Annotated in this window: 14 protein-coding genes and 1 pseudogene; 7 read left to right on the top strand and 8 right to left on the bottom strand. The window is 67.0% G+C overall.

Annotated elements, in window-relative coordinates; all coding sequences use genetic code 11:
* Positions 1 to 14: 14 nt before the first annotated feature.
* Positions 15 to 599, top strand: a complete 585-nt coding sequence (locus ACWW1C_RS08690) for a TetR/AcrR family transcriptional regulator (protein WP_455983056.1) — start codon at positions 15 to 17, stop codon at positions 597 to 599.
* Positions 596 to 2,119 (top strand): glycerol-3-phosphate dehydrogenase/oxidase, encoded by a 1,524-nt coding sequence (locus tag ACWW1C_RS08695; RefSeq protein WP_455983057.1) that lies wholly within the window; start codon positions 596 to 598, stop codon positions 2,117 to 2,119. The genes ACWW1C_RS08690 and ACWW1C_RS08695 overlap by 4 nt, the downstream gene beginning before the upstream one ends.
* A 1-nt stretch (position 2,120) precedes the next feature.
* Here ACWW1C_RS08695 and ACWW1C_RS08700 read toward each other — a convergent pair whose 3' ends face one another.
* A complete protein-coding gene (locus ACWW1C_RS08700) occupies positions 2,121 to 2,675 on the bottom strand; it encodes a TetR/AcrR family transcriptional regulator (protein WP_455983058.1) in 555 nt (184 codons plus the stop codon).
* 50 nt (positions 2,676 to 2,725) lie between these two features.
* Here ACWW1C_RS08700 and ACWW1C_RS08705 point away from each other — a divergent pair, with 50 nt between their 5' ends.
* The 3 genes from ACWW1C_RS08705 (at position 2,726) to ACWW1C_RS08715 (ending at position 6,277) form a co-directional block, all read left to right on the top strand.
* The gene (locus ACWW1C_RS08705) at positions 2,726 to 3,739 is read left to right on the top strand and encodes an SDR family oxidoreductase (protein ID WP_455983059.1); all 1,014 of its coding nucleotides are present in this window, start codon (positions 2,726 to 2,728) and stop codon (positions 3,737 to 3,739) included.
* A gap of 202 nt (positions 3,740 to 3,941) precedes the next feature.
* Positions 3,942 to 5,075 carry an LLM class flavin-dependent oxidoreductase gene (locus tag ACWW1C_RS08710; protein WP_455983060.1) on the top strand — a complete coding sequence of 378 codons (1,134 nt, stop codon included), beginning with the start codon at positions 3,942 to 3,944 and terminating at the stop codon, positions 5,073 to 5,075.
* 41 nt (positions 5,076 to 5,116) lie between these two features.
* Complete coding sequence (locus tag ACWW1C_RS08715; protein ID WP_455983061.1) at positions 5,117 to 6,277, top strand: acyl-CoA dehydrogenase family protein; 1,161 nt, start codon at positions 5,117 to 5,119, stop codon at positions 6,275 to 6,277.
* 127 nt (positions 6,278 to 6,404) lie between these two features.
* Here ACWW1C_RS08715 and ACWW1C_RS08720 read toward each other — a convergent pair.
* Positions 6,405 to 6,500, bottom strand: a pseudogene (locus tag ACWW1C_RS08720) (hypothetical protein); the annotation flags it as partial.
* On the opposite strand from ACWW1C_RS08720, the gene ACWW1C_RS08725 reads away from it, so the two are divergent.
* Positions 6,454 to 7,653 (top strand): MFS transporter, encoded by a 1,200-nt coding sequence (locus ACWW1C_RS08725; RefSeq protein ID WP_455984201.1) that lies wholly within the window; start codon positions 6,454 to 6,456, stop codon positions 7,651 to 7,653. The pseudogene ACWW1C_RS08720 and the gene ACWW1C_RS08725 overlap by 47 nt on opposite strands.
* Before the next feature lie 21 nt (positions 7,654 to 7,674).
* Here ACWW1C_RS08725 and ACWW1C_RS08730 read toward each other — a convergent pair whose 3' ends face one another.
* Positions 7,675 to 8,556: a LysR family transcriptional regulator gene (locus tag ACWW1C_RS08730; RefSeq protein WP_455983062.1), complete on the bottom strand. Its 882-nt coding sequence runs from the start codon at positions 8,554 to 8,556 to the stop codon at positions 7,675 to 7,677.
* Between the two features lie 87 nt (positions 8,557 to 8,643).
* On the opposite strand from ACWW1C_RS08730, the gene ACWW1C_RS08735 reads away from it, so the two are divergent.
* The gene (locus ACWW1C_RS08735; protein WP_455983063.1) at positions 8,644 to 9,393 is read left to right on the top strand and encodes an SDR family oxidoreductase; all 750 of its coding nucleotides are present in this window, start codon (positions 8,644 to 8,646) and stop codon (positions 9,391 to 9,393) included.
* A gap of 10 nt (positions 9,394 to 9,403) precedes the next feature.
* Here ACWW1C_RS08735 and ACWW1C_RS08740 read toward each other — a convergent pair whose 3' ends face one another.
* The 5 genes from ACWW1C_RS08740 to acpM all read right to left on the bottom strand — a co-directional run bounded on the left by ACWW1C_RS08740 (position 9,404) and on the right by acpM (position 14,447).
* The gene (locus tag ACWW1C_RS08740; RefSeq protein WP_455983064.1) at positions 9,404 to 10,048 is read right to left on the bottom strand and encodes a dihydrofolate reductase family protein; all 645 of its coding nucleotides are present in this window, start codon (positions 10,046 to 10,048) and stop codon (positions 9,404 to 9,406) included.
* Positions 10,049 to 10,148: 100 nt separating this feature from the next.
* Positions 10,149 to 11,576, bottom strand: coding sequence for an acyl-CoA carboxylase subunit beta (locus ACWW1C_RS08745; RefSeq protein WP_455983065.1), 1,428 nt, complete (start codon positions 11,574 to 11,576; stop codon positions 10,149 to 10,151).
* 39 nt (positions 11,577 to 11,615) lie between these two features.
* Positions 11,616 to 12,884 carry a 3-oxoacyl-ACP synthase KasB gene (gene kasB / locus ACWW1C_RS08750; protein WP_455983066.1) on the bottom strand — a complete coding sequence of 423 codons (1,269 nt, stop codon included), beginning with the start codon at positions 12,882 to 12,884 and terminating at the stop codon, positions 11,616 to 11,618.
* A 22-nt stretch (positions 12,885 to 12,906) separates the two neighbouring features.
* Positions 12,907 to 14,157 carry a 3-oxoacyl-ACP synthase KasA gene (gene kasA / locus ACWW1C_RS08755; RefSeq protein WP_455983067.1) on the bottom strand — a complete coding sequence of 417 codons (1,251 nt, stop codon included), beginning with the start codon at positions 14,155 to 14,157 and terminating at the stop codon, positions 12,907 to 12,909.
* Complete coding sequence (gene acpM, locus ACWW1C_RS08760; protein ID WP_043400507.1) at positions 14,154 to 14,447, bottom strand: meromycolate extension acyl carrier protein AcpM; 294 nt, start codon at positions 14,445 to 14,447, stop codon at positions 14,154 to 14,156. The genes kasA and acpM overlap by 4 nt, the downstream gene beginning before the upstream one ends.
* Positions 14,448 to 14,463 lie beyond the last annotated feature (16 nt).

Genomic DNA, 14,463 nt, shown 5'->3' on the forward strand with positions numbered 1-14,463 from the left:
TTACAGTATTACACATGATGTCAATCAGTAACGATGAAGCCCGGGATTCCTTGGACGCCCGAATCATCGACGCTGCGGCTGACTGCGTGATCGCCTTCGGCGTGGAGCGCGTGACGCTGGCCGAGATCGCCCGCCGCGCCGGGGTCAGTCGGCCGACGGTGTACCGGCGCTGGCCGGACACCCAGGCGATCCTGGCGGCGCTGCTGACGGCTCGAATCACCAACTCGCTCAACGAAGTCGCCGTCAACGGCACTGATCGGGCGGCGATCGTCAAGCGAATGGTCGGCATGGCCGAGCGACTGCGCGACGACGAGGTCATCATGTCCGTGCTGAGCAGCGCGCCCGCGCTGGCGATGGTCTACATCGCCCAGCGGATGGGCACCAGCCAGCAGATACTGCTGGAAGTGCTGGCCGGCGCCCTGGCCACGGCGCAAGCCGACGGCAGCGTCCGCCCGGGTGACCCCACACAGCTCGCGGCGATGTGCCTGCTGATCGTCCAGTCGGCCATCCAGTCGGCACAGATGGTCGCGCCCGTCCTCGACGTCGCGGCCCTGGATGTCGAACTCGCCCACTCCCTGAACGGATACCTCAAGCCATGACTGCTGCCCTCAACGCCGCCCGCCGGACGTCGGAGCTGACGGCGCTGGCCGACGGCGAGAGCGTCGACGTCGTCGTCATCGGCGGCGGCATCACCGGCGTGGGTATCGCGCTGGACGCCGCGACCCGCGGACTGTCGACGGTGCTCGTCGAGAAGCACGACCTGGCGTTCGGCACCAGCCGGTGGAGTTCCAAACTCGTGCACGGCGGCCTGCGCTACCTGGCGACCGGCAACGTCGGTATCGCCCGGCGCAGCGCCATCGAGCGTGGCATCCTCATGAGCCGCAACGCCCCGCATCTCGTGCACGCCATGCCGCAGCTCGTGCCGCTGCTGCCCGAGATGAACCGGGCCTCAAGGGCTTTGGTGCGCACGGGCTTCGTCGCCGGCGATGGTCTGCGCCGGCTCGCCGGCACCTCGGCCGCGGTCCTGCCGCGCTCGGGTCGCGTCAACGCGGCCCGCGCTGCCGAACTGGTGCCCGCGGTCCGTCGCGACGGACTCGACGGCGCCTTGCTCGCGTACGACGGCCAACTGATCGACGACGCCCGCCTGGTCACCGCAGTGGCGCGTACCGCCGCCCAGCACGGCGCCCGCATCCTCACCCGGGTGGCGGCATCCGACGCCACCGGCACGTCGGTGCGGCTGACCGACCAGCTCACCGGCGAGTCCTTCGATCTGACCGCGCGCGCGGTGATCAACGCCGCCGGCGTGTGGGCCGGTGAGATCGACGGCGCCATCAAGCTGCGTCCCAGCCGCGGTACCCACCTGGTGTTCGACGCCGCGGCGTTCGGCAATCCGACTGCGGCGCTGACGGTCCCGATCCCCGGCGAGCTCAACCGCTTCATCTTCGCCATGCCCGAACAACTCGGCCGCGTCTACCTCGGTCTCACCGACGAGGACGCACCCGGCCCCATTCCCGATGTGCCGCAACCGACTCCGGCCGAGATCAACTTCCTGCTGGACACCGTCAACACCGCGCTGGCGACGAGCCTGGGGCCGGACGACGTCCTGGGTGCCTATGCCGGGCTGCGGCCGCTCATCGACACCGGCGAGGGGAACACCGCCGATGTGTCCCGCGATCACGCCGTCGTCGAGTCGGGCGACGGCGTGCTCAGCGTCATCGGCGGCAAGCTCACCGAATACCGGTACATGGCCGAGGATGTGCTGAACCGCGCTGTGGCTATGCGTGGCCTCGGCGCGGGGGCGTGCCGGACCCGGAATCTGCCTCTGGTCGGGGCCCCGGAGAACCCGGTGGCGGTGGATCAGGTTGCGGCGCTGCCGGAGTCGTTGGTGGCGCGCTACGGCGCCGAGGCGCCGTACGTGTTCGCCGCGGCGACCTGTGAGCGCCCCACCGAACCGGTGGCCGATGGAATCGACGTCACGCGGGCCGAATTCGAATACGCGGTCACGCACGAGGGAGCGCTCACCGCCGACGACATCCTGGACCGTCGGACCCGGATCGGCTTGGTGTGTGCCGATCGCGAGCGGGCTGCCACAGCGGCGGCGGAGTTCGCGGCGGGGTGATCTACTGCCCCAGCGCACGAACCGTGAGATTCACCAGGACGGCGTGTAACTCGTTGTCCGGCAAGTGGGCAAGCCGCCGCAGCGCCGGTGCCAGATCGTTGAGAATCCAGTAGCCCGCGATCTCGTCGAGAGTGGGCTGGTCGCCGAAGGCAAGGTACAGGCCACGCTGGGCGAGATCGTCGATGGCTCGGGTGATCTCGACGTTGCGTCGCATTCCGGGGTCGCCGAGATGCAGCGGCCCCAGGGTTCGGTACGACTCGATCACCGTCGCGATCCGTCCCTCGATCAGGAACATGCGGCGCTCGTGGATGTCCGAAATCTGCTCGGCCCGGTCCAACAGCTCACCGAGCGCGCGCAGGAACGGATCGAGGAGCGCTTGGAGCAGCGCCTCTTTGGTGCGGAAGTAGTAGTACACGTTGGCTTTGGTAACGCCCATGGTGTCGGCGATCTGCTGCAGCGAGGTGCCGTCGTAGCCGTGTTCGGCGAATAGCCGTCGGGCTGTGCGCAGCACTTCATCGCGGGTCTGCTCGGCTTGCTGGGCGCGGGTGCTCGGCATTGCGCTATGGTAGTTCATTAGCCGACCGGCTAATGAATTGGGAGGGTGGCATGGGTGGCGAGGTCTTGGTCACGGGCGGCACCGGATATGTCGCTGGTTGGTGCATCGCCGAGTTGCTGCAGAACGGTCATTCGGTGCGTGCCACAGTGCGCGATCTCGCCAAGGGGCAGGCAGTACGCGACGCGGTGTCGCGGGTCGTGGATCCCGGCGACCGGTTGGAGTTCGTCACGGCTGATCTGATGGCCGATGACGGTTGGGATGAGGCGGTGACCGGCTGTCAGCACGTGCTGCACGTAGCGTCGCCGCTGACTGCCACGCGCGACGAGCAGCAGGTCATCCGCCCTGCGGTCGACGGCGTGGTGCGGGTGTTGCGGGCCAGTCGCGACGCGGGCGTCCGGCGGGTGGTCTACACGTCGTCGTGCGGCGCCGTGTACTACGGCCATCGACCCCGAAAAGAACCGTTCGACGAATCGGATTGGACCGACATCGAGACCGGAAAGATGAGCGCCTACGTCAAGTCGAAGGCACTCGCCGAACGGGCCGCGTGGAAGTTCATCGAGGACGAGGGTGGCGGCCTCGAACTCACGACGATCAATCCGACCGGCATTTTCGGGCCCGCGCTGTCGGCTGGTGCGGTGTCGTCGCTGGGTCTCATCAAGCGGCTGCTGGACGGCATGCCCGCATGCCCTGACGTGTGGATGTGCGTTGTCGACGTCCGCGATGTAGCCGACCTGCACCTGCGGGCGATGACCGCTCCGGTGGCCGGGCAGCGCTACATCGCCAATTCCTCCGATCCGCTCTCGATGCTCGATATCGCACGAGAGCTTCGAGAAATCCTGGGGGAGAAAGCGTCTCGAGTCCCGCGGCGCAAGATGCCGGACTGGACGGTCCGGTTGCTCGGCAGATTCAACACTCAGATGAACGACCTCGTCCCGCTGTTGGGGCAACGGCGCAACGCCACGGCGGCCAAGGCGCAACGCGAGCTCGGTTGGCACGGCCGGAGCTGGCAGGAAACGGTGATGGCCAGCGCGCAGAGCCTGATCGACCTCGGCGAGTTCGGCTGACGTCGTGCGTCCAGATCACGGGCGCACGGTCACACCGATTTTCGTTCGGTCATGGTGCCGGGGAACCCGCCGAAACGAGTGCGTTGGAATCAGCATGATTCTGACGAAATCGCAGCCGCGTCCAGTGGTCAAGCTTGTTGCGGCGGCGTGAACCGATCTGGCGGCGTTATCCGGCGGCCTTGGTTGCCTCTACATTTCGCTGATGGCCATCACCTTGCACTGGTTCCTGCCGACCAACGGTGACTCGCGCACCGATCTGAGTCTTGGCAACGCGGTCGGTGGGGCCGGCAGCCGGGCAGACGCTTTCGGCGCCGACCGCGCACCCGACCTCGACTACCTCAGTCTGGTGGCCGGTGCCGCAGAGAAACTCGGGTTCACCGGAGCGTTGACGCCCACCAGCAGCTGGTGTGAGGACGCCTGGGTGTTCACCGCGGCACTGACGCAACGGACCGAACATTTCAAGTACCTGGTGGCCTTCCGGCCGGGGTTGCAGGCGCCGACCCTGGTCGCCCAGGCCGCCGCCACCTATCAGCGAATCTCGCGGAATCGATTGCTGCTCAACGTTGTCACCGGCGGCGACGATGTCGAGCAACGCCGCTTCGGTGACCACCTCGGCAAGTCGGAGCGTTACGAGCGGGCGGCCGAGTTCCTCACGATCTTCCGGCAGCTGTGGTCCGGCGACCCCGTCACCTTCACCGGCAAGCACCTGTCTGTGGAGAACGCGACCATCATCCCTGCCGAAACCTGGCCCGATATCTACCTGGGCGGCTCGTCGGCCGAAGCACTTGAAGTGGCCGCCGAACACGCCGACGTGTACCTGACGTGGGGCGAGCCGCCCGCTCAGGTCGCCGAGAAGCTCGATGCGGTGCGCCATCAGGTCAAGAACCTGGGTCGCGCGCGGCTCGCCGCCGGAGAACTGCGGTTCGGGATTCGGCTGCACGTCATCAGCCGTCCCACCGAAGAGGAGGCGTGGGCGCAGGCCGACAAACTGCTGGCGGGCCTTGATCCGGAGAGCATCAGCCGCGCCCAGCAGATTCAGCGCAATTCACAGTCAGAGGGTCAGCGGCGGATGTCAGCCCTGCACGGCGGACGGACCGACAACCTGGAGGTGTCGCCCAACTTGTGGGCCGGTATCGGACTGGTCCGTGGTGGCGCCGGCACCGCACTGGTCGGCAGTCATGAGCAGGTCGCCGACCGCATCGCCGAGTATCACGAGTTGGGCCTCGACGAGTTCATCCTGTCCGGCTATCCGCACCTGGAAGAGGCCTTCACGTTCGGCGAGGGCGTCGTCCCCATCCTCACGGAGCGCGGCCTGCTCGCTGATCGGCACTCCTGACCATGGTGCGCACCCGGGCTCCCAGGACGCACGCACAAGTCGTGGCGGTCGCGGAAGAATTCGCCGCTGCGGTGAAAACAGGTGCAGCAGAACGCGATCGGGTGGGTGCGGTGCCCCGCGCCGAAGTGGCCGAGTTCGACAACCTGGGCCTGCCGGCCGCCACGGTGCCGATCGACGATGGGGGAGACGGGCTCGGGCCGCGGACGCTGGCCGAGGTCATCAGGATCGTCGCAGCGGCGGACCCGGCCCTTGCGCAGACTCCGCAGGGTCACTATCTGGCCGTCGACATCCTGCGCCTGCTCGGTACTCCACTGCAGCGGGCCCGAATCCTGCCCGCTGTCGTCACGGGCGCGCGCATCGGGCCGGTGCTTGCCGAGCGTGGCGGCCATCATGCGCAAGATCTCAAGACTCGTCTGATCAGTGATGGCACGCGGTGGCGACTCGATGGCACCAAGTACTACTGCACCGGCGCCATCACGTCGCAGTGGCTGGCGGTCAGCGCGCTCGACCCCGACGGTCGTCTCGTGCTGGCGTTCGTCGAACCTGACGCGCCCGGGGTGAGCATCGACGAAGACTGGGCGGCGATGGGCCAGCGCTCGACCGTGAGTGGCACCACTACCTTGGACGGTGTCGCCATCGACCCTGACCTGGTGTTGCCCTATTGGTCGGCATTCGAGAAGCCGCAGTTGCTCGGCGCGCGTGCCCAGCTCGTCCACGCCGCGATCGAAGCCGGCATCGCCGAAGGCGCCCTGGCCGACGCCGCCGAGTTCGTCCGCACCCGCAGCCGCCCGTTCTTCGAGGCGGTGCGTCACGGAGGGGCCGGCACCGCAAGCGATGATCCGCACATCGTGCTGCGATTCGGTCAACTCGCCACCCGGACCCGCGCGTCGACCCAACTACTGCGTTGGGCCGCAGGCGAACTCGAGGACATCGGGCTCGACGTCACCGATCCCGACGCGGCCGCGCGCGGTTCGATAGCGGTCGCACAGGCCAAAGCCTTCGCCAGTGACGTGGCCGTCGACGTCGCCAGCCAGGTCTTCGCGTTGACTGGCGCGAGCGGAACCGACCGCCGTTATGACCTTGACCGGCACTGGCGTAACGCGCGGACCCACAGCGTGCACGATCCGGTCGACTGGAAGTACCACCACATCGGCGCGTGGGAACTCTCCGGCGTGGCGCCGCCGAATCACGGGCAGATCTGAATGCAGTTGCGATCCGGCGGATTCTGAATGTTCGGACGCGGTCCGGTACCCGATAGCGTCGCGAGATGTCCGCGAATCTAGAAGAGGCGCAGGCCGATTCGACCTCGGTCAAATCGCAGCCGGTCAAATCGCAGCCGGTCAAATCGCAGCCGTTCAAACCGGCGCTGTTCGTGGCGGTGACGGCGGGCCTGGGATACGGCTTCGACTCGTACGCCGTGAACATCTACGGCCTGGTACTGCCCGAGATCAAGAAGACCCTGCAGATCACCGAGGCCCAGGCCGGGTACATCGGGTCGATCTTCCTGGTCGGCTACACCATCGGGACGATCGGTTTCGGTATCGCGGCCGACCGGTGGGGACGCAAGACCACACTCGGCGCGTCGATTCTGCTGTACGGCATCACCACGGCACTGGCTGGCATCACCACCAATCTGGCCGCATTCACCGGTCTGCGGTTCCTCACCGGAGTCGGCGGCGCCGGCGAGCTCGCGGTGGGCGCCCCCTATACGGCCGAGGTGTGGCCGACGAAAACCCGGGCCATCGGTGTGGGCGGCGTGATCTTCTCGTTGTTCTCGCTCGGTTATGTCCTCGCGGCGGCCGTCGCGCTGGTACTGGTGCCGTGGTTCGGCTGGCAGTCGTCGTTCATCGTCGCCATCGTCCCGGCCATCATCTTGTTCCTTGTCCGCCAGGGCATTACGGAATCGCCCCGCTATACCGAGGTCAACGAGACGCGGAAGCGGGACGGCATTCCGCGGGCGAAACTGTGGCAGCTACCGGGCGTACGGCGGCGGCTGATCGTCGGCTGGCTGATCTACACGGCCAACGCAGTCGGCTACTGGGGTTCGACCCTGTTTCTGACCACGTACATCGTCAAGAGATTCCATGCGTCCACCGCCGACGCGATTCGCTACGCCCTGGTGTTCTTCCTGCTGCAGGTCGTCTTCGTCTTCATCGGCACCGCGCTGGCCGACAGGTTCGGGCGCCGCCCTTCCGCGATTCTCGGCGCCGTCATCGAGGCCGGATCCGCGATTCTGGCGGCCACCTCGGATTCGCTGGCCGAATACCAGGTCTACGGTGCGATATCCATCGCCACGCTCGGCTGGCTGTGGGGGGTCGGGGATGCCTACATTTCCGAGTTGTTCCCAACGGTGCTGCGTGGCACGGGGTTTGGTGTCGCCGTCGGCGGCGGCCGCATCGTGTCGATCGCCGCACCGACCGTCGTCGGCTGGGCCATCGGCCATTACGGCGTGCAGGCACCCTATCTGGCGCTGTCTGCCATCTGGCTGCTGACCGTCGTCGGCTATCTGTTCGGACCCGAGACCAAGGGCAAGGAACTCGACGACCTCGCCGACGAGGCGCTGCTCGCACGCACCTGAACTCCGCCGCGCGCCACCGGGTCAACCCTGCCGGGCGAGCAGCAGGTCCCGGATAGGTGAGCGCGTGTGGCGCTGCCACATGGCCTGTACGGGCAGCAGCAGCGGTGGCTGGAGGTCGACGACCGTCACCCGGCCGCCCATCACCGGCCCCACCGGATACGTGACGAACGCGATGGCGCCCGTCGTCAGCGGTGCGGCCACCGTCGCCGCGCCCTGTACCCGGCTGATCACGTAGTCCGGTTCGAAGCCGGCCCGTCGGCACGCGCCCAACAGCAGATCGCTGTAGTACGACGCGCCGGGCGGTGCCCAGAGTGCGATCCGCTCGTGGGCCAGGTCGGTGAGGTCGACGGCGTCGCGCCGCGCCAGCGGGTGCGAACTCGGCATGGCAACGCGTACCGGGTGATAGCCCAGCACCGCCGTGGCGAGATCGGGGTCCGGTACCACGCCGCGGCGCAGCGCGAGCTGGATCGATCCGTCGAGCAGCGCGGGGGACAGCTGATCCGGAAACATCTGGCGGAAGGTGAAGGACACGTCGTCGAAGGTGTCGATCACCGGTTCGAGCAGTGTGTACACCTCGACGCTGTCGAGCGCGGGCGTGTGCCCGACGACGTAGTTCTCCCGCGCCGCGCTGGCTGCCCGCTGTACGTGGTCGGTGACGGTGTGAGCGGCGGCGAGCAGGGTGCGCGCATCGCTGTGCAGTTGGCGGCCGGCGGGCGTCAGTGTGACCCGGCGGCCGTCACGATCGAAAAGCGTTGCACCCAACTCTTTTTCGAGTTGGCGGATGGAGCTGCTGAGGGCCTGCTGGCTGAGATGCAGCTGATCGGCGGCGCGGGTGAATCCGCCGGCGTCGGCGACCGCGAGGAAGTGCTGCAGGCGACGCAGATCGGGATACGGCCGGGTCATGGCTGCACTCTATCTACAAGCATTGGTTGTGAATAGGTAGGAAAGTTCCGTTTCTATTTGTGGATTGTCCTGTCTACCGTTGGTGTCATGAGCAATCTCGAAGGTAAGTCAGCAGTCGTCGCCGCCGGAGCCAAAAACCTGGGCGGCCTGATCAGCACCACCCTCGGCGCGCGTGGCGTCAACGTCGCGGTGCACTACAACAGTGCCGCCACCGAGGCCGACGCCGACCAGACCATCGCCGCGATCGAGGCCGCCGGCGCCAAGGCCATCAAGGTACAGGGCGACCTGACCGTGCCGGGCAACGTCGAGAAGCTGTTCGACGCGGCGGTCGAAGCGTTCGGTGGCGTCGACATCGCGATCAACACCGTCGGCAAGGTGCTGCGCAAGCCGATCGTGGAAACGACTGAAGCCGAATATGATTCGATGTTCGACATCAACGCCAAGGCCGCATATTTCTTTCTGCAGCAGGCCGGCCGCCGGCTGAACGACGGCGGATCGGTGATCACGATCGTGACGGCGCTGCTCGCGGCCTTCACCGACGGCTACAGCACGTACGCCGGCGCGAAGAGCCCCGTCGAGCACTTCACCCGCGCCGCGGCGAAAGAGTTCGCGGCCCGCGGGATCAACGTCAACAACGTCGGCCCCGGACCCATGGACACGCCGTTCTTCTACGGCCAGGAAACCCCGGAACGCGTGGCGTTCCACAAGTCGCAGGCGATGGGCAACCGGCTGACCGACATCGAGGACATCGCCCCGCTGGTCGTGTTCCTCGCGGACGAGGGCCACTGGATCAGCGGCCAGACCATCTTCGCCAACGGCGGCTACACCACGCGGTAGACGCGAAAGCTCAGCGGCGCCAGAACAAGTGGTGGATGACGCCACTGGAGCTGGGCACGACATCGCAGTGGTACCGGTCGAGCAGCTCGTCGGGGGACTCCCAGAGTCGTGAGCCCTCGCCGAGCGTCACGGCGGGGGACACCACGATGTGCAGGGTGTCGATCAGGTCGGCATCGAGGAACTCCCGGACCGTCGTCGCCCCGCCGCCGATGCGGATGTCCTTGCCCTGCGCGGCTTCTCGCGCCTGCTGGAGCACCTCGGCAGGCGCCGCGTCGACGAAGTGGAACGTCGTGTCCGACAACGTGAACGACGGCCGCGGGTGGTGCGTCATCACGAAGACCGGGGTGTGGAACGGCGGTTCGTCGCCCCACCAGCCCTGCCAGTCGAGGTTGGCCGGCCCGCGGTAGGGGCTGAATTTGTTGGCGCCCATGATCTCTGCGCCGATGTTGTGGTGGAAGTCGCGCACGAGGAAGTCATCGAGACCGCGGGTGCCACCCGGTTCCGTGCGGTTGGGCCAATTGGCGGTTGCGCCGGCCCAGGCGAACATGGTCCCCGGGTCGGCGTGGCCGAAGGGCCGCTCGAAGCTCTGTCCGACGCCGGCCCCGAAGCCGTCCGCCGACACGTTGAAGTTCTGCACCTTCACCAGTTGCGTCATGTACGGATTGACCTCCGTGGTCGCCAAAACTCATCGTGGATCGACGCAAATATCCCCGCACGCCAAGCGTGCGGGGATATTTGCGACTGTTCGCGAAAAACTACAGCGCGATGTTCTTGTGGCGACCGCGGCGGGCCGGGGCCTCGGCGAGGGCCTGGGTGATCTTCGACCGGGTGTGGGCCGGGTCGATCTTCTCGTCGACCACGCCGATCTCGATGGCCGAGTCGACGCCACCGGCGATCCGCTCGTGCTCGAGGGCGAGTTCTTCGTGCAGGGCCTCACGCTCGGCGGCGTCCTCGACAGCGGCCAGCTTGCGCTTGTGCAGGATGCCGACGGCGGCCTTGGCGCCCATGACGGCGACCTCGGCGTCCGGCCAGGCGAACACCTTCGACGCACCGAGCGACCGCGAGTTCATGGCGATGTAAGCGCCGCCGTAGATCTTGCGGGTCACCAGCGTGACGCGGGGGACCTCGGCCTCACCGAACGCGTGCAGCAGCTTGGCGCCGCGACGCACCACGCCGCCCCACTCCTGGTCGACGCCGGGCAAGTAGCCGGGCACGTCGACGAGAACGACGAGCGGGATACCGAAGGCGTCGCACAGGCGCACGAAACGTGCTGCCTTCTCGGCGCTTTCGGAGTTCAGGCAGCCGCCCAGGCGCAGCGGGTTGTTGGCGATGACGCCGACAGAGCGACCGGCGAGGCGGCCCAGGCCGACCACGATGGACGGCGCCCACTTGGACTGGAACTCCTCGAACGGCACGCCTTCGTCGAGCAGGGCTTCGACGATCGGGTGCACGTCGTAGGCGCGCCGCGCCGACTCGGGCATGAGGGCCCTGATGTCGGTGTCGCCGGCCTCGGCCTTCGTGCGGTCGAAGTGGCCCTGCTGGCTGAACAAGCCGACCAGACGCTGGCCGCGGGCGTAGCAGTCGAGTTCGTCGTCGGCGACGATGTGGCACACGCCGGACTTCTTGTGGTGCGTGTCGGGGCCACCGAGCGAGACCATGTCGACGTCCTCACCGGTGACGCTGCGGACCACGTCCGGGCCGGTGACGAAAACGCGGCCCTCCGGGGCCATGACGATGACGTCGGTCAGCGCCGGGCCGTACGCGGCACCACCGGCGGCGAAGCCGACGACCAGCGAGATCTGGGGGATGTAGCCCGAGGCCCGGATCATGGCCTCGAAGACCTGGCCGACCGCGTGCAGCGCGCGCACGCCCTCGGCCAGACGGGCACCACCGGAGTGCCAGATACCCACGATGGGGGCCTGCTCGTCGATGGCGGTGTCGTAGGCGCGGACGATGTGCGCGCAGCCGTCGACGCCCATGGCGCCACCCATGACGGTGCCGTCGGTGGCGAACGCGATGGTGTGCACGCCGTTGACGGTGCCGGAGGCGGCCAGGACGCCCGACTTGTCGCGCTCGTGCAGCGGCTTGACGCTGCCCGGGTCGAAGAAGGTCGAGAGCCGCAGCAGCGGGTCGCGAGGATCAAGTGATTCGGCGGCCGTCGCCTCAGGTGCCAGGGTCGTCATTTTCTAATCTCCTTGATCTCGCGGTATGCGCTTCGTTGCTCAGTACCGGCCGAAGGCGAGTGCGACGTTGTGCCCGCCGAACCCGAATGAGTTGTTGATTGCGTACTTGTAGTCGCCCTGTCGCGGAGCCTTGGAGACCACGTCCAGATCGATCTCCGGATCCAGGTTCTCCAGGTTCAGTGTGGGCGGTACGACGCCGTCGCGCAGCGCGAGCACGGTGAGGATGGACTCCACCGCGCCGACCGCACCCACCGAGTGGCCCAGTGCCGACTTCGGGGCGTACACCGCGGGCCGGTGGCCCTTCATGGCGTTGTTGATGGCCACGCCCTCGGCGACGTCTCCGACACTGGTGCCGGTGGCGTGCGCGTTGACGTGGTCGATGTCGGACGGCACCAGTCCGGCGAGCTCGATCGCCCGGGACATGGCGTAGCCGGCCTGCTCACCGTTGGGGTCCGGGGCCACGATGTGGTAGCCGTCCGAGGTGACGCTGGCACCCATCAGGCGGGCCAGGATGTTGGCGCCGCGGGCCTTGGCGTGTTCCTCGGTCTCCAGCACCAGCATGGCGCCACCCTCGCCGAACACGAAGCCGTTGCGGTCGCGGTCGAACGGGCGGCAGGCACCGGCCGGGTTGTCATTGGTGTTGGACAGCACGATGCGCATCTGGGCGAACCCGGCGATCGGCACTGCCTCGATCTTGGTTTCGACGCCACCACAGATGGCGACGTCAGCCTCGCCCAGCACCAGCTGACGCCAGGCGTTGGCGATGGCTTCCGAACCGGAGGCGCACGCCGAGATCAGGGTGGACACCCCGGCCTTGGCCTTGCGGTCCAATCCGACGGCAGCCGCTGCGCCGTTCGGCATGAACATCTGGACCACCAGCGGCGACACCGCTCGCAGACCGCGTTCACGCATGCCGTCGTAGGCGAAGACCAGCTCTTCGGCGGAACCGATGCCGGTGCCGATCGACACCATGAGCCGGCGCGGATCAACGTCCGGCGAGCCTGCGTTTTCCCAGACTCGCCGGCCGATGACCGTCGACATTTTCTGCAGATATGACAGCCGACGCAGCTCGACGCGCGTCAGTTCACTTTCGAAATCCTCGTGCAGGTGCCCACCGATGCGGACGGGGAGGTCGTACTCCTCGATGAACGGGTCATCGAGGAGCCGGATCCCACTCTGTCCGTCGAGGAGCTTCTGCCACGTGGTTTCAGCGTCGGTCGCCAGGGCGGTCGTCATGGCGATGCCGGTGACGACCACGTTGGGGAGACCATTCCCCGTTGACAACCCTTGTGCGGTTACCCCTGCCATTACTGCTCAATGTCCCTTCGACTTAATAACGCCCAAAGGCCAGGGCGACATTGTGTCCACCGAAACCGAACGAGTTGTTGATGGCGTACTTGAAGTCGCCATAACGAGGCTCGCCCGCAACAACATCGAGATCAATCTCAGGATCCGGCGTTTCGTAATTCAGCGTCGGGGGGATGACGCCGTCGCGCAACGCGAGCACCGTCAACACCGACTCGAGCGCACCGACCGCACCGATGGAGTGGCCGAGAGCCGACTTCGGTGCGTACACCGCGGCGTTCTGACATCCGGCAACCCGGATGGCATTGGCCTCGGCGGTGTCACCGATCGGAGTCGCCGTGCCGTGGGCATTGATGTGGTCAATGTCCTTGGCATCCAGCCCAGCGGTCTCCAGTGCGCGCTTCATTGCGGCACCGGCGCGCAGGCCGTTGTCGGCCGGGGCCACCATGTGGAACGCGTCCGAGGTGATACCGGCACCCATGAGGCGGGCGATCGGCTTGGCGCCACGAGCCAGCGCGTGCTCTTCGGTCTCGATGATCATCATCGCGCCGGCCTCGCCGAACACGAAGCCGTCACGATCCTTGTCGAAGGGCCGTGACGCGCGCTCGGGCTCGTCGTTGCGGGTCGACATGGCGCGCATCATCGAGAACGCCGCGATCGGCAGTGCCTCGATGGTGCCTTCCACACCGCCGACGACGGCGAAGTCCGCGTCGCCCATGACAACCTGACGCCAGCCGTGGGCGATGGCCTCAGAGCCCGACGAGCACGCCGAGACCGGCGTGATGACCCCGGCGCGGGCGCCGAGCTCAAGACCGGCGACAGCGGCCGCACCGTTGGGCATGATCATCTGAACGGCGAGCGGGCTGACCTTGCGGATGCCACCCTCGTTCATCGCGTCGTAGGTTTCGACGATCTTCTCGCCACCACCGAGACCGGTGCCGATCACGACCGAGAAACGGTCAGGATCGACCTCGGGCGCCCCGGCGTTCTGCCAGAGCCGTCGGGCCAGCACGAGCGACAAGCGCTGCACGTAGGAATTGCGGCGCAGTTCGACACGGGTCAGCTGGCTCTCGATGTCATCAACCAGGTGGCCACCGATACGCACCGGAAGGTCCCACTTGGTGACGAAGTCGTCGGTCAGCTCACGGATGCCGCTTTCGCCTGCCAGGAGGCCCTTCCACGTGCTCTCGACATCAGCAGCGAGCGCCGTGGTTGCCTCCACGGCGGTCACCACGACGTTCGGGAAGCCTCCGTTAGCAGTGGAAGGCCTGGTCACTTCGTGAACTTATCGCGCAGCGCGGCAGCAGCCTCGGGGTTCTCTTCCTCGAGCTTCTGGATGTAGGCGACGACGTCACCAACGGTGCGCAGGCCGGCCAGGTCCTCGTCCGGGATCTTCACGCCGTACTTGTCCTCGGTCTGAACGGCGATCTCAACCATCGACAGCGAGTCGATGTCCAGGTCGTCGACGAAAGACTTCTCCGGGGTGACCTCAGACGGCTCGATACCGGTGACCTCTTCGATGATCTCGGCGAGGCCGGCGATGATTTCTTCCTGGTTGGCAGCCACGATGGCTCCTTCTTTT

The organism is Mycobacterium sp. HM-7, from assembly GCF_053852335.1.